Source organism: Thermomicrobium sp. 4228-Ro, from assembly GCF_026241205.1.
Taxonomy (GTDB): domain Bacteria; phylum Chloroflexota; class Chloroflexia; order Thermomicrobiales; family Thermomicrobiaceae; genus Thermomicrobium.
This window is the reverse complement of sequence record NZ_JAPFQM010000006.1, coordinates 597,719-616,792: the sequence shown is the minus strand read 5'-3', so window position 1 is coordinate 616,792 and position 19,074 is coordinate 597,719. Positions and strand designations below refer to the sequence as shown.

Annotated in this window: 12 protein-coding genes and 1 pseudogene; 10 read left to right on the top strand and 3 right to left on the bottom strand. The window is 65.7% G+C overall.

Going from position 1 to position 19,074, the window contains the following annotated elements:
• Window positions 1–4: 4 nt before the first annotated feature.
• From OO015_RS12240 to OO015_RS12230, 3 genes and pseudogenes are all read right to left on the bottom strand, one after another.
• Entirely contained in the window at window positions 5–931 is a 927-nt protein-coding gene (locus OO015_RS12240; RefSeq protein ID WP_265941551.1) for a GerMN domain-containing protein, read from the bottom strand.
• Window positions 932–1,286: 355 nt separating this feature from the next.
• Window positions 1,287–2,129: pseudogene (locus OO015_RS12235) on the bottom strand (LCP family protein); the annotation flags it as partial.
• 55 nt (window positions 2,130–2,184) lie between these two features.
• Window positions 2,185–3,540: a bifunctional folylpolyglutamate synthase/dihydrofolate synthase gene (locus OO015_RS12230; protein WP_265941550.1), complete on the bottom strand. Its 1,356-nt coding sequence runs from the start codon at window positions 3,538–3,540 to the stop codon at window positions 2,185–2,187.
• Window positions 3,541–3,732: 192 nt separating this feature from the next.
• On the opposite strand from OO015_RS12230, the gene OO015_RS12225 reads away from it, so the two are divergent.
• From OO015_RS12225 to OO015_RS12180, 10 genes are all read left to right on the top strand, one after another.
• Window positions 3,733–4,371 (top strand): orotate phosphoribosyltransferase, encoded by a 639-nt coding sequence (locus OO015_RS12225; protein ID WP_265941549.1) that lies wholly within the window; start codon window positions 3,733–3,735, stop codon window positions 4,369–4,371.
• Window positions 4,372–4,386: 15 nt separating this feature from the next.
• The gene (locus OO015_RS12220; RefSeq protein WP_265941548.1) at window positions 4,387–5,202 is read left to right on the top strand and encodes a cyclase family protein; all 816 of its coding nucleotides are present in this window, start codon (window positions 4,387–4,389) and stop codon (window positions 5,200–5,202) included.
• A gap of 1,084 nt (window positions 5,203–6,286) precedes the next feature.
• Complete coding sequence (locus OO015_RS12215; protein ID WP_265941547.1) at window positions 6,287–6,415, top strand: hypothetical protein; 129 nt, start codon at window positions 6,287–6,289, stop codon at window positions 6,413–6,415.
• Window positions 6,416–6,695: 280 nt separating this feature from the next.
• Window positions 6,696–9,002 carry a glycosyltransferase gene (locus OO015_RS12210; RefSeq protein ID WP_265941546.1) on the top strand — a complete coding sequence of 769 codons (2,307 nt, stop codon included), beginning with the start codon at window positions 6,696–6,698 and terminating at the stop codon, window positions 9,000–9,002.
• 149 nt (window positions 9,003–9,151) lie between these two features.
• The gene (locus OO015_RS12205) at window positions 9,152–10,660 is read left to right on the top strand and encodes an ArnT family glycosyltransferase (protein ID WP_265941545.1); all 1,509 of its coding nucleotides are present in this window, start codon (window positions 9,152–9,154) and stop codon (window positions 10,658–10,660) included.
• On the top strand, window positions 10,657–12,036 hold the full coding sequence (locus tag OO015_RS12200) for an alkaline phosphatase family protein (RefSeq protein WP_265941544.1): 1,380 nt from the start codon (window positions 10,657–10,659) through the stop codon (window positions 12,034–12,036). The genes OO015_RS12205 and OO015_RS12200 overlap by 4 nt, the downstream gene beginning before the upstream one ends.
• A complete protein-coding gene (locus OO015_RS12195) occupies window positions 12,036–14,114 on the top strand; it encodes a hypothetical protein (protein WP_265941543.1) in 2,079 nt (692 codons plus the stop codon). Before OO015_RS12200 ends, OO015_RS12195 begins: the two co-directional genes overlap by 1 nt.
• Window positions 14,111–15,247 (top strand): endo-1,3-alpha-glucanase family glycosylhydrolase, encoded by a 1,137-nt coding sequence (locus OO015_RS12190; RefSeq protein ID WP_265941542.1) that lies wholly within the window; start codon window positions 14,111–14,113, stop codon window positions 15,245–15,247. Before OO015_RS12195 ends, OO015_RS12190 begins: the two co-directional genes overlap by 4 nt.
• A complete protein-coding gene (locus OO015_RS12185) occupies window positions 15,244–18,126 on the top strand; it encodes a fibronectin type III domain-containing protein (RefSeq protein WP_265941541.1) in 2,883 nt (960 codons plus the stop codon). Before OO015_RS12190 ends, OO015_RS12185 begins: the two co-directional genes overlap by 4 nt.
• Window positions 18,113–19,072, top strand: a complete 960-nt coding sequence (locus OO015_RS12180; protein ID WP_265941540.1) for a hypothetical protein — start codon at window positions 18,113–18,115, stop codon at window positions 19,070–19,072. The genes OO015_RS12185 and OO015_RS12180 overlap by 14 nt, the downstream gene beginning before the upstream one ends.
• The last annotated feature ends 2 nt before the right edge of the window (window positions 19,073–19,074 follow it).

Here is a 19,074-nt window from a genome sequence, read left to right as displayed (position 1 = left end):
CCCCTCATGGCTCGAGCCGCAACGGAATCTCGACCACGTTGATCTCGGAGCCGTCCCGCGCCGAGTACTCCCACAGGCGGAGCGTCCCGTCGACCGGCTCGGCCACGTCGAATGCGATCGTCAGATCGAACGTCCCGCGCGTCCCACTGCCGGACGTCGCCATCGCTGGTTGCTCGTACAAGACCCTACCGCCCGCCGTGCTCAGCCGAACCATGAACATCGCCTCGAAGGTGTTGGCGCTCCCGGTCACGCGGAGCGGGCTTCGCACTGTTTCACCCGGCCCCGGTGCTTCCACCAAGATGAGCGGGAGTAAGTCTTCGAACGCAGCGCGCCCCGGCGGCGGGTCGACGACGACCCCTTCGCCCCCGATCGCCTCGACCGGCTGCCCATCGATCAGGAAGCGCACCGCCTCGACCGAGGAAAACTGCGTCAGCGTGAAGACGACTTGCGCGACCCGGGCCCGCATCGAGAAGGCTCCACCCCCGCTGGTGAAGTCCGAGGAGAGATCGACCGTGGCGACGCCGTCAGCGATCGCGAGATCGCGAAGCTGCGTACCGGCTGGAATCTCGGTCACGAAACCCCACCCCGCTTCTTGTGAGGTCGGGCCCGCCAGGAGCGCTTCGAGCGCCGCCCTCCCGACCCGCGGCGTCCGGGCGATCGGGCGACGCACGACAGCGAGACGCCCGTCCCGCAGAAAGTACAGCGAGACGAGCAGCTCCGGAACCGGCGGGACAGTCGCTGTCGACGCCACCGTTGGCTCGACCAGTGTTTCCGTCGGCACGACCGTCGGTGTCGGGGACACGGCCGGTTGGGTGGCTGGCACGGCCGGCGTCTGCCCCGCGCCGGGTGTCGGTGTCACCTCGCCCCGGCAGGCGAGAATGACGCTCCCTGCACCAGCCGCGAGCCAGACCAGACATGCGCGACGTCGCATCTCGGCGCCTCCTCCCGGGCCACCGGGCCGCTCCGGCGGGGAGCTGCTCCGGTCCCCCCAAGCCTACCGCACCGGGCTCGCTCTCGGGTGAGCCGGTGGTACCGAACAGCCGAGCGACCTCGCTCCGAATCGCCGGCCAGTTCCCGACAAGCACCGCCGCGCCGCTCGGGAGCGTCGCATCGGAGACGAAACCAGCGAGCGAGGCCGATTCGATCGCGTCCGGCGAGAGCTCGAGTCCCAACCGGGCCAGCGCCAGTGCCTGCCGGGGTGCGAGGTCGGTTCGGATCGCATTGCCCAGGGCGGTGAGCAGTTCCGGCGCACGGCGCAGCGCATCGACCCGGATCGCCTGAGCACGAAGCGCCCGCAGCACCTGCTGCTGTCGCAAGCCACGCGCGAGATCGTTGTCGTCATGCCGCGTCCGCACATAGGCCAGCGCCCGTTCCCCGTCGAGCCGTTGCAGTCCCGGGCTGAAATAGACCCGCTGGTAGGTGAAGGCCGGGCCGGGGAACTCGTCGTCCTTGATCGGTGCCGGTATGTCGATCACCACACCACCGAGGAGATCGATGACCCGAACGAAGCCAGCGAAGTCGACCTGCGCGAACGCGTCGACGTGCACCCCGAAATTCTGCTCGATCGTCGCCATGAGCAGGGCCGGCCCGCTCGTACCGTTCGCCTCACCGTAGGCATAGGCAGCGTTGATGCGATCCCACCCCACCCCGGGAATCTCGACGAGGAGGTCGCGCGGGATCGACAGCAAGACCGCCTTCTGCACAACCGGATCGGCCCGCGCCAGGACGATCGCATCGGCCAATGGCAGCGCACCCTCGCCAGCTCGCTCCGGCGTCGTATCGACACCGATCAAGAGCACCGTCAGCGGCTCGTTCCCCTCCCAGCGCGGGAGCTCCGTCGGCGTCGGCGAGGGCGTGGCGAGGCGGATCGTCGTCGGCGCCACGCTCGGCCGTACCGTGACGGTCGCGCCGACAGCTGGTCGTGGAGCCGGGGTGACGAAGATCTCGTGCAGTGCCTCGTTCGCCGCACGCCCGATCCGGACGAGATACCAGCCGACCCACCCACCGATCACGAGGACGCACGCGAGCACCAGAAGCAACGCGATCCGTCGAGCCCGCCACCTCCGCTGCACTGTACCGGGCGTCAGCGAGTCCGGTGCTCGTTCTTCCTCCGCAGGTCGCTCGGTCATCGTGCCACCTCAGGCTGGATCGGCCCGAGTCTACCAGATCTCCATCCTGGTTCGATCAACCGAGCAGGATCTCGTGTTCGCGCGGATCGCTGACTGCGAGCCCGAATGCTTCGCGCGCCCCAGCAGCCATCGCGAGCGAACCGGTCACCAGGACGAGGTCGTCCGGCCCCGCCTGGGCAAGCGCCGCTTCGAGCGCGGCCGCGACGGACTGAAACGCCCACACTGGCTTGCCGGGAGCGATCGCTTCCCAGGCTGCGCGCAGGCGCTCGACCGGTGCTGCGCGCGGCGCGAAACGCTCGACCACGAAGAGCCCATCGGCGAACGGCGCGAGCGCTGCGACGATCCGCTCGATCTCCTTGTCGCGCATGACGCCGAGCACTAGCCACAAGCGAACCCATCGGAAGCAGGCAGGTATCGCTTCGGCGAGGCGTTCGGCCGACTCCCGGTTGTGCGCTCCGTCCGCCACGACGAGCGGACGCTCGCGGAGCACCTCCAGGCGCCCGGGCCAGTGGGCCGTCGCGAGTCCCTGGCGGATCGCTGATTCGGGCACGGGAACACCTCGCTCGGCTAACCACGGTAGCGTCGCCAGCGCGACCCCAGCATTCTCCACTTGATGGTTGCCGCGGAGGCTCGTGCGCAAGCCAGCCAGTTCCGAGCCTGGCGCGCGGAACGCGAAACGCTCCCAGTTCCCCTCGACCTGCCAGTCGCGTCCACCGAGCCACAGGGGCGCACCATGCTCACGGGCCACCGCTTCGATGACCACAGCAGCTTCCGGTTCCTGCGGTGCCGAGACGACCGGACGCCCCGGCTTGATGATCCCGGCCTTCTCGCGAGCGATCGCAGCGAGCGTCGAGCCCAAGATCGCCATGTGGTCGTAGCCGATGCGCGTGATCGCAGCAACATCGGGTAGGATGACATTCGTCGCATCGAGCCGTCCACCGAGCCCCACCTCGATCACGCCGACATCGACACCGGCACGTGCGAAGGCGACAAAGGCGAGAACCGTGACGAGTTCGAACGCCGTCGCTGCGCCCCACTCCGGATGCGTACGCTGAAGCAACGCATCGACCTCGGCAAGCTCGGCCATGAGCTCCCCGAACGTCTCCGGTGCGATCGGCTGGCCATCGATCTGCACGCGCTCGCGGAGCGTGTGCAGGTGCGGCGACGTGTAGAGGCCGACCCGATAGCCGGCAGCGCGGAGCATCGCGGTGAGGAACGCTGCCGTCGATCCCTTGCCCTTGGTCCCGGCGATATGCACGCTCCGATACTGTTGCTGCGGATCACCCAGAGCAGCGCACAGCCACGCCGTGCGCGCCAGACCGATACCTTCGTCAGCGAACGGGTTAGCGACGAAACCGCGGTCGTAGCCTGCCCGATCACGAAGAAACCGGAGCGCTGCCAAGTAGTCCACCCATCGACCCTTTCCGGCTCGGCTATACTACGAACCACGTATCAGGTGTGTCGGGTGAGCCAGTGCAGATGCACCCGCTTGCGACCAGAATGAGCTGCCCATCGTGACCGGTGACTGGTCGCACGCATCCGGCTGTGTTCCGCACACCCAAAAAATGGCTGACACACCCGACTCGACGGAGGTGGGAGAACCGTGCTGTTCGGTGCAGAAACCAATCTCGACATCGCTCGTGCGCTTTTCGAGCTCGGTGGCGTTCTCTTCGGTGAGTTCGACCTCGGCCCGACCGCTGGGCGTTCTCCGGTGTACATCAACCCCCGCGTCCTCATCAGCGAACCAGCGCTTCTGCGACGGATCGCGAACTTGATTCACCATGAAATTCAAGCTGACCAGGCACGTCGCCGTCCACGGCTCGCCTCGTTCGCTGCTGTCGCTGGCGTGCCGATGGGTGGACTGCACCTGGCGACGGCGTACGCGCTGGTGAGCGATACACCGCTCATCTACGTGCGTCCCGATGCCCAGGAGCCAGCGATCGAGGGACGCATCGTCCCCGGCCAGACTGTCCTCGTCATCGACGATCTCATGACGGGCGGTACCAGCCTGCTCCGCACCGCTCGGATCCTCGAAGAAGCTGGACTGACCGTCCGCGATTTCATCGTCCTGATCGACCGCGAGCAAGGTGGAGCCGAGCGCCTCCAGGCCCACGGCTACCACGTCCTGCCGATTCTCCGACTCCGCACCATGCTCACCTACTACTACGAGAGCGGGATGATCGACAGCCAGCGCTACCGCACCGCGATGGAGTACCTCGAGCGGACCAACCGGCGAGGGTGAGGAAGCGGAGGCGCCATGCCGCAACGCGGTTCGTTCGCTGGACAACCGGTACTCGTCTTCGACCTGGAACAGCCACGGACACCGGAGATGCCGGTCTATCCAGCCCATCGCCCTGGCTACTACTACGCGCTCCATCGTCGGCACAGCGACCCACCGCATGCCGCCACCGCAGGGAACCGCTCGTCCGCGTCCGGAATGCTCGTGCTGATGGAGCATACCGGTACCCATATCGACGCTCCCTGTCACCAGGCGCTCCACGGCAAGCTGTACGGGGACGTGGATGCGATCGCCACTGCGACGCCGCGTGGATTCACGCAGCTCGGTGCCGAAACGCTCGTGCCGCTCGTCGTGTCTGGCGTGCTCTTCGATATCCCCGCGCTCCGCGGCACGGATGCCCTACGACCCGGTGACCTGGTGACGGCCGCTGACCTCGAGGCGTGGTGCGCACGTCAGGAGTTGACGCTCCAACCCGGGATGGCGCTCCTGGTCCGTACCGGGAACGGCCGTTTTTGGCACGATCCGGAACGCTACCTCGATGCCCCAGGCATCGGTCCCGACGCCTCACGCTGGCTCGCCGCCCGCCAGCCGAGCGTCGTCGGCTGCGATACCATGACCTGGGACCTCCCTGGCCTCGTCGACGATGAACTCGGCTGCGATCTCCCTGGACACGTCGTCTTTCTGGTCCAGCACGGTATCCCGATCATCGAAAATCTCCAGCTCGAGGAGCTCGCCGCGTACGGTACGTACCAGTTCACGTTCATCTGCACCCCGCTCCAACTCACCGGGGCGACCGGTTCGCCCGTGCGCCCACTCGCCATCGTCCCAGCCTGAAAGCGCGTTCACGTCGTATCCGGAAACCACCCCCGGTCCCGCGCCATCCGGCGCGGACGGGCGACGCACGCGTCGCCCCGACGCGGGTGCTGTGGGTTGCCGACGGTCGCCTGCCCATCGACCACCGGTACCCTGCCCCGACCACCGCCGCCCTCTGTAGGCGTCACGCGTGCGTGACCCGTCCGGCCCGAGAGGGCCGGCAACCGAACCACGCCCCTGCAGTGCGCACACCCGGGCGAGGTTCACAGCCGAGCCCCCTCACTCCCTGGCCCCCTCTCCCACGATCGCGTGGGAGAGGGGGCGGCGAGCACGAGCGAGCCGGGGGTGAGGGGTGTCCAGCCTGGCGTCGTGGCACCGCGGTTCGCTTGCCGCGGCTTGCGGCGCGGGCGACGCACGCGTCGCCCCTACACGGGAAACGCGCATGCCCAGTTGGCCACGGTCGCCTCTCGATCGCCCACCGCCGCCCCGTTGGCTACCATCGTCCCTATAGGGGTCAGGCGTGCCTGACCCGCCCGGCCCGAGAGGGCCGGAACCGTACCCCGCGGTGCATGCCCGTGCCTCCCGGCGCGGACGGGCGACGCACGCGTCGCCACTACAGGGGGAAACGACGGCACCCTTTGCCGACGGTCGGCTGCCTATCGCCCACCGGGGCCGCACAGACGACCGCCATCCCGGTAGGGGTCAGGCGTGCCTGACCCGGCCGGCCCGCAAGGGCCGGGAAATGACATCCTTCCCACGCCATCCGGCGCGGCACGCCGCGCCCCTACACGGGAATGCGGGCGACGCACGCGTCGCCCCTACCAGGGAAAACGGAGAACGTCCTGACACCGTGCTCGGCAGCGTGCGGCTCGCGCACCAGTCAGCGACCCGAGGGCGCGTTGCTGAACACCGCGCAGTGATCGTCTCATGTCATGCGAGACGCGGCCGTTCAACCGACGATGCGGAGCATCCCGACCGTCTGCAACCAACTGTTCGGGCACGATTCACACGACGCTCTGCTCGCTCACCGGTCACGCACGCTTTCGATACGGAACCCGTGCTAGGATCAGACGAACGTGCGGTCGACTGCGAACGGAACGACCCGATGCGAACCGGTGACGACTTCGATCGAGCGGTACTCCTGGCAGTGGCCCTCCTTCTCGGCTTCCTGATCCTCGCCTGCGCGGGTATCGCTGTGCTTCTCTGGCTCACGTTCCGCCCCTCAGCGAGCTGATCCCAAGTCACCGCTGAGTAACAGGTGAGCACCCAACGAGCACGTCCCGAGAAACCAATGAGCTGGTAGTTCGCCACCGTTTCCGTCATCCTCAGTTGTGTCGATCGTGTGAACGAGCCGACACGGAGAAGGGAAGGGCTGCGGCCCAACGCGTCCACTGCACGATCATCCCCGTTCCGGATGCTCCGCGACACGCAGCTCCACCGTACAGCAGAGAACGGTCGATCCGTGCCCGGCTCCGACGGTCTGACCAACACCTACCCAGAGGGAGGGTTTGTCCATGATGAAGACACACCAGCAGGGCTCGGCGACCGCCACCGAACCAGCAGCAGTCCTCGAGGCCCCGCCCGCAGCACTTCCCCCAGTCAGCGTGATCGTTCCCACGCGGAACGAGGCTGACAACATCGAGCCGCTGTTGGCGCGCCTGTTGCCCCAGCTTCCACCCGGCTCGGAGGTCATCTTCGTCGACGACAGCGACGACGACACGCCGCAACACGTCACCGCACAGGCTGCCCGCGACGGACGGATCCGGCTCATCCATCGCCCACCTGGCACCCGCGACGGGGGTCTGGGCGGTGCTGTCCTGGCCGGGCTCCGCACCGCGCAGTGCGAGTGGGTCGGCGTGATGGATGCCGACCTGCAGCATCCGCCGGAGCTTGTCCCACGTTTCCTGGCTGCCGCGCAGCTCTACGGGGTCGATCTCGTCGTCGGCTCACGTTACCGCGACGACGGTCAAGCACGAGGGCTGCACGTGTTCCGTCTGGCTCTCTCGCGTGCCTCCACGACCATCGCTCGCTTGACTTTCCCCCTCCGACTGCGGAGCGTCACCGATCCGATGAGTGGCTTCTTCGTCGTCCGCCGCGAACGGCTTCAGATCGAGACGTTACGTCCACGCGGGTTCAAGATCTTGCTCGAGATCCTCGTGCGCCATCCTCAGCTGCGCGTGAGCGAGGTGAGCTACATCTTCGGTCACCGTCATGCCGGACAGAGCAAGGCGAACCTCCGTGAAGGCTTTCGCTATCTCGGACATCTAGCGACTCTGCGACTCGGCGAGGAACGCGCTCGCTTCGCTGGTTTCGCGGCTGTCGGCGCGACGGGTCTCGTCGTGAACACCTTGGCACTCCTGGGTTTGGTCGAACTCGGCCAGCTCCACTATCTGATCGGTGCAGCCGGTGCTACCCTCGTCTCGAGCTTCTGGAACTACGCGCTCACCGACCGGTTCGTCTTTCCCGACCGGCGCTCCGGACGACGCTGGGCGACACGGCTCTCGCTCTTCACGGCAGCCAACATCGTTGGACTCCTCGTGCGCGGGCCACTGCTCGTCCTCCTCACTTCGTACGTCGGTATCTACTACCTCTTGTCGAACATCATCTCGCTCGGCGCGCTCGCGATCCTGCGCTTCGGTATGGCAACAGCCTGGATCTGGCCGACGCAACGGCGCACGTACGCGTACGATCTGCACAGCCTTCTCCGCGTCCAGTCCCCCGTCCGGCTACCGGAACTCGAGCGCTTCCGCGTCGAGACCGTGGAGCAGCCGGACATCACGATCGAGGTCGGTGGTCGCCGTTCGCCTGGGCCGATCGGTCGCTTCGGTTGGGTCGATGTTGCGCCGAGTACTGAGCAGCCACGGAGGATTCGGTACGACGATGGGCTCGGTCCCTTCGGCTTCTGGTTCGAAGCCGATCTCGCCGAGCCGATCCGCATCACCGTCTCGCCTGCCTTGCGGCACTCTCCGCACGTGCTCTACACGAACGTGCTCGAGCCGATCTTGCGCTGGACGTCCGCCCGGCATGGTTATGCTCTGGTCCACGCTGCCTGCATCAGCAAGGGTGACCGCGCCACACTGGTAACGGCCCGAACCGACACCGGTAAAACGACGACGATCCTGCGCTTGCTCCAGCGGCAGCGCCGGTCGAGCGATCAAGGCGCGTTCCTCGCCGACGACCTCACGCTCGTGCGCGCTGACGGGCTGGTACTCTCCTATCCGAAGCCGCTCACGATCAGCCGACACACGGTGGCTGCAGTACGGACTGCTCAGCTGACACTCGGACAGCGGCTGGCGCTCTTCGTCCAGAGCCGCATCCACTCCCGCTCCGGTCGTCGCTTCGCCATGCTCCTAGCCTCGACGCGCCTTCCAGTCGCGACGATCAATCTGTACATGCAGTGGCTCGTTCCGCCACCCAAGTACCATATCGAACAACTGATCCCGCACGTGCAGCGACGAGCCAGTGCACGTCTTGCCCACGTCATCGTCATCGAGCGAGGGCCGGATGAAGCAGCCCGTCCGCTCGACCTGGACGAGGCGCTGGAGATCCTCCTGGCGAATGGGGACGATGCCTACGGCTTCCCGCCGTATCCAGCTCTCCGAGACTATCTCTCGCGACCACTCGGGAAAGATCTCAGCAGTGTCGAACGCCAGACGCTCGCCAGCGCGCTGCAGGGGACGACCTGCCAGCTCTTCCGACGCCCACAGCTCGATTGGTGGCGAACGATCGCATCTTGGGTCGGATTCGAAGCGTTCCGAACCGAGCCCGAGGTACTGATCCCATTCACTGTCTCGCCGACCGAGCAGCGGATTGCCCGATGAACATCCTCCGCACACTGACCATGACCAACGTCCAGCGCGAGACTGGGTCAGCCCGTCTGCACTCACGCGCGAAGAGTCCTCGCTCGGCACTCCGATCTCACGCTCCCCGGACATCTCGTTCGCTGTTCGACCGTCTGGGTCCTGCCGCCTTGTTCGCTGTAGCGCTCATCGTCGGCGCGCTCCTCCGCCTCTGGCAGCTGAATCTCCACGGGGTCAACAGCGACGAAGCGGTCTATCTCGGACAAGCAGCGGCATTGGCGGACGAACCGATGCTCAGTCGCTTCTTCCCGCTTTTCCGGGCCCACCCGCTGCTCTTTCCGTTCGTCACGTCGCTCACTATCCCGTTCGTCGGCTACCAGGGCCTCGACCTCGTGGGTCGCCTGCTGGTCGTCGCGTTCGGGCTCGCCACCGTCGCCGTGACGTTCGGCACTGGACGCGTGCTCTTCGGTCGCTGGGTCGGCGCTACTGCGGCCCTCTTCCTCGCCCTGATGCCGTATCACGTCGTCGTGACGCGGCAGGCACTCCTCGACGGCCCGCTGGCCTTTTTCGTCACGCTCAGCCTGTTCGCGCTCGTTCACTACGGTGCCACACGCCGGTCGAGCTGGCTGCTCGCCAGTGGCGTCGCACTCGGCCTCGCGGTGCTGACCAAGGAAACCGCAGTCATCTTCTTGGGTGCGATGATCGTGACGCTCGCACTGCACGCCGAACTGTCCAGCCACTCCCGTCACCTGGTGGGAGCGCTCGCTGCGTTCGCCTGCGTCGTCGTTCTGCACCCGCTCACGGCTCTCCTTGCCGGTGGCAGCGGTACAGAGCGAACCACTCAGTATCTCGTCTGGCAGCTCTTCCGCCGGCCGAACCACGAATGGTGGTTCTACCTGTGGACGATTCCACCGGCCCTCGGTTTGGCGATCGTCGGCCTGGCAGTCATCGGTCTGTTCGCGGTACGACGCGTCTGGAGCTGGCGCGAGACGCTGCTCGTGACCTGGATCGTCGTACCCTTCGCCTTCTTCCAGGTCTGGCCCACGAAGGGCTTCCCGTATCTGGTCGCCACCGCGCCCGCTGTCGCGATCCTCGCTGCCCGCACGCTCGGCCGCCTTTTCGCACTGGGCTCGACGCAACCCGGGGCGACACTGCACAGCCGACCCCGCTGGCGCCGGGTGGCTGGGGTTGCCACCACGCTGCTCGTCGCTGCCTCGCTCGCTTTCACGACGACAACACAACTCCGGGCAGCGACGAACGGGACCTTCCTGGCGGGCTCGGGGGGAGTCCCGGGCGGTCGTGAGGCCGGAGCATGGGTCGGCACACACACGCCTGAGGGAGCGCAGTTGCTCACCATCGGCCCGTCGATGGCGAACATCCTCCAGTTTTACGGGCATCGTAAAGCGTACGGGCTTTCGGTGAGTCCAAACCCGCTGCATCGAAATCCGACCTATGAACCCGTCGTCAATCCTGATCTCCGACTGCGCAATGGAGAGATCCAATACATCGTTTGGGATGCCTATTCGGCCAACCGTTCGACGTTCTTCTCCGAGAAACTCCTCACCTATGCCCGACGGTATCACGGCCGTGTCGTCCATACCGAAAGCATCCGGACAGTCGATGCGGAGGGCCAGCCGATCGACTTACCCGTTATGGTGATCTACGAGGTGCGCCCATGACTGGACTCCGCATCGCGCTCCTGCTCGCAGCGCTGTGCTCGATTACACTCGCATCGGCATCAGCTTCCGCTGCGCGACGTGAACCCAATACACCGATCCGCCACTTCATCGTGCTCATGCAGGAAAACCACACGTTCGATAATTACTTCGGGACGTATCCCGGCGCCGACGGGCTTCCGCCCGAGACCTGCATGCCGCTCGATCCGACGGATCCTGCAAGCGAGTGCGTCGAACCCTTCCATATCGGTAGTCTCCCGATCGAGGATCTCGACCACAGCAGCATCACGTTCCGTCGCCAGCACAACGGTGGGCGCATGGATGGCTTCATCTGGGCGCTCCGCCTACGCAATCAGGACGGGCGCATCGCGATGGGGTACTACGACGGACGCGATCTCCCGTACTACTGGAACCTCGCCAGCGAATACGTCCTCTTCGATCGCTTCTTCAGTTCAGCCCACGGCGGGAGTGTTTGGAACCACATGTATTGGATCGCCGGCGTTCCGGGCAGCGACAAAAACAGCATCCCGGCCGATGGCTTTCCGAACGACATCGTGACGATCTTCGATCGTCTCGAGGAAGCCGGGATCACCTGGAAGTTCTACATCCAGAACTACGATCCTTCGATCACCTACCGGACACGCACCGAAATCGCCGGCCCACGCGCTGCCCAGGTCGTCTGGTGTCCACTGCTCGCGATGCCACGCTATCTGGACGATCCCGACCTCTTCCGTCATATCGTGCCCCTGGACGAGTATTTCACCGACCTCCAGAACGGGACGCTCCCCGAAGTCGCCTATATCGTCCCCTCCGGTGCGAGCGAGCACCCACCGGGCAGCATCCAGGCCGGGCAGCGCTTCGTTCGATCGCTCATCCAGGCCCTCATGCGCAGCCCCTCTTGGCACCAGTCGGCCTTCATGGTGACGTACGACGACTGGGGCGGCTGGTACGATCACGTGCCGCCTCCCCAGGTGGATGACTACGGCTACGGCTTCCGTGTCCCTGCCTTCCTCGTGAGTCCCTACGCGAAGCGCGGCTTCATCGACTCGACGACCTATGACTTCACGTCGATCCTCAAGTTCATCGAGGAGAACTGGAACCTCGAGCCGCTCGCCGCACGCGATGCTGCGGCGACGAGTCTCGCGAACGCCTTCGATTTCGAGAGCCCGCCCCGAGCGCCGGTGTTCATCCCGTGGGATTGGCCAACCCCACCGCCGGCCCCAGAACCGCGCCGGAGCGCTGTGTACGGGGTCTACAGTCTCGTCACAGGTATCGGTATCGTCGCGTTCCTCGTCCCGACCGGACGGCTCCGTTTTGTGAGCAACTGGCTCCCGAGGCGGTTCCGCTCATCGCGATACGACACGAAAGGACCTCGTTGATGACTCGGGCTTCGCTGCTGCTCGCCTGTACGCTCGCGCTGTTCACGGCACTCTGGCCAGTCTCGCTGCGGGCCGAAGAAGCAGTCCGTCCCACGGCGATCCTGATCGACGCTCCAGCCAGCGTACCGGTCGGCGAGCAGTTTCGAGTGATCGCGCGCCTCACCGGGCCGAACGGTGAACTCTATGGTGCGGTCGCGAACGATGTCCTCCAGCTCCTCGTCGACGGCGTGCATACCCGCCGGGCGCGAACCAACTTCGCTGGCGCCGTGCAATTTCTCCTGACCGACACCCTACCGGTGGGTCGCCACACGCTGACCGTGGTCTATTCCGGCTCGCGTTCGCTGGCGCCGGCAGCTGCCTCGACCACGATCACGATCGCGCCCGCTGTGCTCGAGATCCAGACGGTACCGGCACTACCTGGAGTTCTCGTCGAGGCTTCTGGCGAGCAGTATTACACCGGAGCCAACGGCACTGTGACCATCCCGTTCGATGAGCCAGGAAGTTACCAGATCACGGTCAGCCGCTCGGTCGTCACCCCGAGTCTCCACGCGGCCTTCGCACGCTGGAACGATGACTCATTCGCAGCAACCCGCACCATCCTCGTCCCCAAGCATCGGATCCTCCAAGCCGGCTACGACACCGAGACAACGATCCACTACCGGTTCGTCGACCTCGACGGTCGACCAGTCGATCCAGGCCGTATCGAGCGGATCGTCCTCAAGAGTAGTATCGGTGAAGTCCGCGAGCTGCCCGTCGCTGGAAACACGGACACGTCTCAGCTGGTCCAAGCCAGCCGAGCGATTCCGACACATGCTGGACTCGCGGTCAGCCCGGTGCAGTGGTCGATCGAAGCAGTCACCATGCACGGTATGAACGTCGTCAATCGGAGGCAACAACGTTTCTACCCTTTGGAAGCACAGGACTGGACGATCACGCTGCTCCTCTACAGCGCCGAATTCACCGTTCGGGATACGTTTCTCGGCCGTCCAGTCGGCCGGGCTGTCCGCTTGATCTATCCGGACGGGACCAGCGAAGTTGTCCCGCTCACTGCGGGACGCGGGATTGCCAAATCACTGCCGCGCGGCGATTACCGGATCGAGGCCATCGGCATATTCGGTTGGAGCCCACGAGCGCCGCTCGCGCTCTCACGCAATCAGTCAGTTGACCTCACGGTCATCAGCGGAGTCGACATCCTGCTCGTGCTCGTGCTCGTCCTGAGTTCAGTGGTCGCACTAGTCTTGGCTGGACGACCCCAGCTTGGGTACCTGCGTCACCGGCTCGCGCCCGCACGGCAAAGTAGCGACGCTACTCCTGCCCGAGAACACCGCGTCCGGCGCATCGCATTGCTCGTGGCACTCACCTTGACCCTGTCGGGGACGATCCTCCTCACGCAGGGACTCACCCGGAGCGAGCGGCCACGACCGGCTGCACCCACCGCATCGCAGCCGGTTCTCACGACGCCCCCACCACCAGCCAGCGTACCCGCCGCGACGGTCCGTCCTGAGACCACACCGTCCCCGACGCCGATCATGCTCGATCCCGCTCCGGAATTTGCTGATTTCTGGGAACGCAACGGTGGCCTGGCGACCTTCGGCGCGCCGATCGGCCCTGCCAGGTGGGCACACGCGGAAGACGGCACCACCGTCCTCGTACAGGACTTCGCTCTCGCTCGGCTGGAATATCGGCCCGATGCTACCCCAGGTCCATTCGTGATCCAACTCGCCCGCCTCGGCGCCTACGAGGCCCACGCACTCGGGCTCGACACCACGCCCCCCTTCCAGCCTCGCTCCGCTGACGCCCCGCCAGCCGCTGACTGCACCTACTTCACACAGACCGGCCACTGGCTCTGCGGCAAGTTCCGCGCTTTCTGGCGTTCCGTCGGTCTCGATCTCGGCGATCCGGACATCTCGGTCCGCGAATCGCTCGCCCTCCTCGGCTATCCGATCAGTGAAGCGTTCGTCGATGACTCGGGTCGCACTGTCCAGTATTTCGAGCGGGCCAAGCTCGTCTCCTATCCAGAGTTCCACGGAACGCCGAACGAAGTGATCCGCGACCCGTTCGTCCGGAGGCCCTCATGAAGTCCATCCTCCTGCACGCGGTGCGCCTTCTCTGCGTCTCGAGCTGGCTTCTGACCCTGGTTTTGCCGCACGTGGCCCGGGCAGCGCCACCGGTACCCGTCTTCGCCTATTACTACATCTGGTTCGACCCGACTTCCTGGAATCGCGCCAAGAGCGACTACCCTGTGCTGGGCCGCTACTCCAGTGACGACCGGGCAGTCATGCAACAACACATCCGCTGGGCGAAAGAAGTCGGAATCACTGGGTTCATCGTGAGCTGGAAGAGCACACCAACGTTGAACCGGCGGCTCGAACAACTCGCCGATCTCGCGGCGACCGAAGGGTTCCACCTCGCTGTCATCTATCAGGGGCTCGACTTCCAGCGCGACCCACTTCCTGCCGAACGAGTTGCCAGTGATCTGGTCGGGTTCTGCCAGCGCTGGAGTGGCCGGAACGTGTTCAACGACCTGTATGGGAAACCCCTGGTGATCCTCTCGGGCAGCTGGGAATTCACGACCGACGAGATCGCGCTCATCCGCCGGGCGGTCGGATCGTGTCTCTTGCTGCTGGCTTCCGAGCGCAATGTGGACGGTTACGAGCGGCTCGCTCACCACGTCGACGGCAACGCGTATTACTGGTCATCGGTCGACCCGGACAGCTATCCGAGCTACGAGGAGAAGCTGCAGGCGCTCAGCACAGCCGTCCATACCCACCACGGGCTGTGGATCGCCCCAGCAGCTCCCGGATTCGATGCCCGGCTGATCGGCGGCACTCGGGTCGTCGAGCGCAAGGGTGGCGAGACGCTTCGCCGTCAGCTGGCCGCCGCATTCGCCTCGGCACCCGACATCGTCGGGCTCATCAGCTGGAACGAGTTCAGCGAGAATACCCACATCGAGCCGAGCATCAACTACGGTAACCAGTCGCTTCGCGTGCTCGCTCGCGTCTTCGCCACCCGTGCACCGGAGGTGCAGCTCGGCTCGGAGGCCAGTCCACCGACCGGTCCGTCGTACGGGCTGCCGGTGCTCGGCCTGGCCGGCACGCTGTTCCTCGCATCGTCGACTTTCCTGATCGTCCGATCGCGGAAACGGGGGCCGCGAGAGAGCACGGCGAGCGCGCAGGCACAACGCGAACAGGAAATCCTCGGTGAACCGTGAAGCGGTGCGCACTCACCTTGGCCCTGCTGCTCATCCTCCTCACGATGGTGCCCCAACCACTGGCGATGCCACGCCGCGCTGCTGCCGAGGCTGATGCGAACCTGTCGCATCGTCGGCTCAAGATCGAGACCCATGTCCACTCCGCGTTCAGCGCTGACGCCGTCGCCGACGTCGGCGTACTCGCGGCGGCCGCTCGTCGGCTCGGTTACGATGCGGTCTTCCTCACCGATCACAACGAGGGCAGCGCGTACCAGATCGACGGCCACACCGCGAACCGTCGTACCCTCGACGAGGACGATCGTGGCTGGAAAGTCTTCCGACGCGGTGTGGTATCGACCTCCGCCGCAACCATGGAAAACGACACGGCCTACCAGGGTGTTCGCGCTTTTCGTCTCGCACTCTCCTCACCATCGGCCGGGACCATCGGGCTGTGGGCACGGCGCGGCCCGCTCGTGACCGCAGGGCCGGTCATCCTTTCCTTCGCTGTTCTCGTCCGCCATTTCGACCCCGAAACCGGGTTCGCTGCCACGGTGTCGCTCGGCGGTGACCCGGAAATCGGATCGACGATCGGCTATACGACAGCGTCGGGTGAGGTGCTGCTCGATCGGGGCGTGACCTTCGCTTGGACCCTCGGAAACCCCGTTCTCCCCGCATCGGAACCAGCGCAGCGCGTGATCGTCTTCCCGCTACCGGAACCACGAGCGAACGAGTGGACAGTGTACACCATCGACGTCACCGCGGCGCTCGCCCAGCTCCCAGCGAACGAGCGACCACACCCGTTCGCTGCTTTCCTCTATCCGACGCTGCGACTCTCGGCCCACGCCGGTTCGGCTGACCTCTCGGTCGATGCCGTTGTCCTCGAGGCACAGCGACCGCTCCCCCCAGCGGATGAATTCGTCGCTCGCAGCCAGCTCTGCCACACCTTCAGCAGCGACTCGTTCCGCGTGTTCTGCGCACAGGAGATGGGCCAGCAACGACACACGATCCGCTTCGACTTCGCCATCGAGCACCCAGAGGAATTCACCAGCTTTCGCTTCGGCACGGACGGCATCCCGCTCGTCCACAACGCGGGCTACCCTGCTCAGCTCAATCACCCGGGCTCGACGGTCCGTCTCTCCGAGATTCGCGAAGAACGCGCGTATGGCGCGGACTTTATCGAAGTGCGGAAGCCAGAATGGGCAGCCCTCTGGGACGAACTCCTCCTCCGTGAAGTACCGCTCCTCGGGTCCTGGGGCACGGACAGCCACGAACTGATCGATCCAGGGAACCCGGCGACGTTCGTCTTCGCGAGGACGAACAGCTTGGACGCGATCGTCAGCGCGCTGTACGAGGGGCGGAGCTTCCTCGCTCGCAATACGTTCACCGGCACGATCTTGCTCAGCCCATTCGCCGCACCACAGGCCCCATATCCGGCACGTTACCCGATCTTCGTCTCAGACCAGCGTGCAACGACGGCGATCTTCCTCCGCATCACTGACCGGATCCCCTCAGCCGCTCGGCTTCGCTGGATTCGGAACGGCACCCTTTGGCGAGAGGAGACACTGAGCGGCCACGGCGCCGATCTGGCCATCGACCTTCCGCTCGACGGCCCGTTAACCGTGCTCCGCGCCGAACTCCTCGACAGGAGCGGGACGATCGTCGCCATGACACAGCCGCTCGTCTTCCGCGACGTTCCTGGACTGCCCTCGTCCTACCGACTCCATACCGAGAGCATCGAGATTCCCGGTGGGCATGGCTTCACAGTCGCGACAACACGTGGGATCGTCGCCGCCGAGTGGGACCCGCTCGTCGAGGCCCTGCTCGTAACCCTCTCGGCGCCAGCAGCCGCACGGGTATCCCTCGCATTCGAGACCGATCGACCCGCCGAACTCGACTTCGCTGGCGTTCGACTTCCACCACCCCTACACGACCCACCGTACGCCCTCGCTCTCGTGCAGCCGGCCTCGACTGCCGATCTCGTGCTCGTGTTCGCCCCCCGACCGGTATCCCTGGTACGACCGACGCCTCACCCGCCCGCCGCACTCGCCGTCACCGCAGTCGAGCGCACCGCTGTGACGCTCAGCTGGCAAGCACCGACCGCGCGCGATCGCCCCCTCCGCTACGTGGTCGAGCGGAACGGGAAACCACTCGCTTTCGTCGGTGCAGCAACGAGCTACAGCGACCGCTCCATGCGACCTGGGAGCCGGTACGCGTACACGGTCCGCGCGATCGACCTCGCGGGCGCTCGTTCGCCCGCGAGTACACCGGTCACTGTCTCCGTCCCACCGGCGATCCAGCTCGCCGATGATTTCGAGACGGGCACGCTGGTCAACTGGGACACGGTGGGGGGTGTCTCGATCCAGTCCCACAGCGGCGCGATCAGCAACCGTGTACTCCGCTTGGAACTGCGGAACGCTGCTGCGGCTGTCCTGCGCTCCCTCCCGACCCCCCGAAGTGACTTCACCGTCCGCTTCCGGTTCCAACTGCTCGATCAGGGGCCAGCACCGGTGCGACTCCTCGCACTCGCCACTGCTTCCGGTGACACGCCTATCGCGCTCGGCCTCACCTCCTCTGGCCGGCTCGCGTTTCGGGCTGGCTCCGTCGTCGTGTCGAGTCAGCAGATCATCGCAATCGGCACGTGGTATGACTGTCTCCTCGACATCCGCCCGAACCAGGTCTGGGCGGTCACCTGTCACGACGAAGCAACGCTCGACGAGGGAATCGAGCTTCTCACGATCCCACTTACAGAGACGGACTACGTGACCATCGTCATCGGCCAGACCGACGGCACACCTCGTGCGGTGGTGCTCGTCGATGATCTGATCGTCCGTTCAGCCGAGAGCGGTACTGACACAGGAAACCGCACCTGGGCTTGGGGGATTTCACGTGGACGCTCGTAGAACATTCGCGCTCGTGATCTTCGTCACGAGTACAGCATTCCTCGTGGCCTGCAGCTCGGCTCGACCGGCTGGGACCGGTCCGGCATACGCGAGCGAGGCGGGCCTGCTCGCCCGCGACACCTGCTTCGGCATCGAGCATCTGCCGCCCCACTTCGAAGTTCTCGCCAGGCAGATCATCGACAACCGGTCGGCAAGCCAACATCCCGCACCATCGATCGCGCTGGAGGACAGCCAGGCCTGGCAGCGGCTGAACGGCGCCTGGCTGCAGTACGCGTACGAGCCACCCAGCATGCCAGCAGAGGATGCCGACGGCTTTCTCACCCAGGACGAACTCGAGCAGGCGCTGGCTCGGGCGCACGCCGAACGGCAACAGGCACCCTTCAGTGCAGCCAGCTGCCGACTCGATCTCTTCGCGAGCCAGGCCGGCGCGCACGCCGCCTTCCAGGCTCTCACGAGCGCGTCGCCAGGCCAGCGCCTTCCCCATCGTGGACGTGGGGACGAGAGCGTACTTCTGCTCGCTCCGGCAGTGATTCCCAGCTTCGCTCGCCTGACCCTCTGGTTCCGACGCGATACCGTCGTCGCTGCCGTCTCCATCACCGCTGCCTGCGATCCGACCGATCCAGCCAGTTGCGCTGGCGCTCGCGAACGGACCGAGTCGCTCGCGGCACTCCTGCTCCGCCGTATCGACGCGCGCGTGCCTGCTCTCGCACCCCCTCCACCGACTGCAGCCGACACCCGCAGCACCATCGAAGCACACTGCCCGGAACGCGACTATACGAGCTGCGTGGCCGAAGCGCTGGCGGTTCTCGCTACAGGAGAGCCAACCACGCTCTGCATCTCACCGTACGGGGAATGGCGCTTCGTTCCCCCGAAACCGGACGCGCGAGCGGGATCCTGCCCTGAGGAGTGGGACGCTGTAGCATCGTTCCCGCTCGCTTCCCGCTGAAC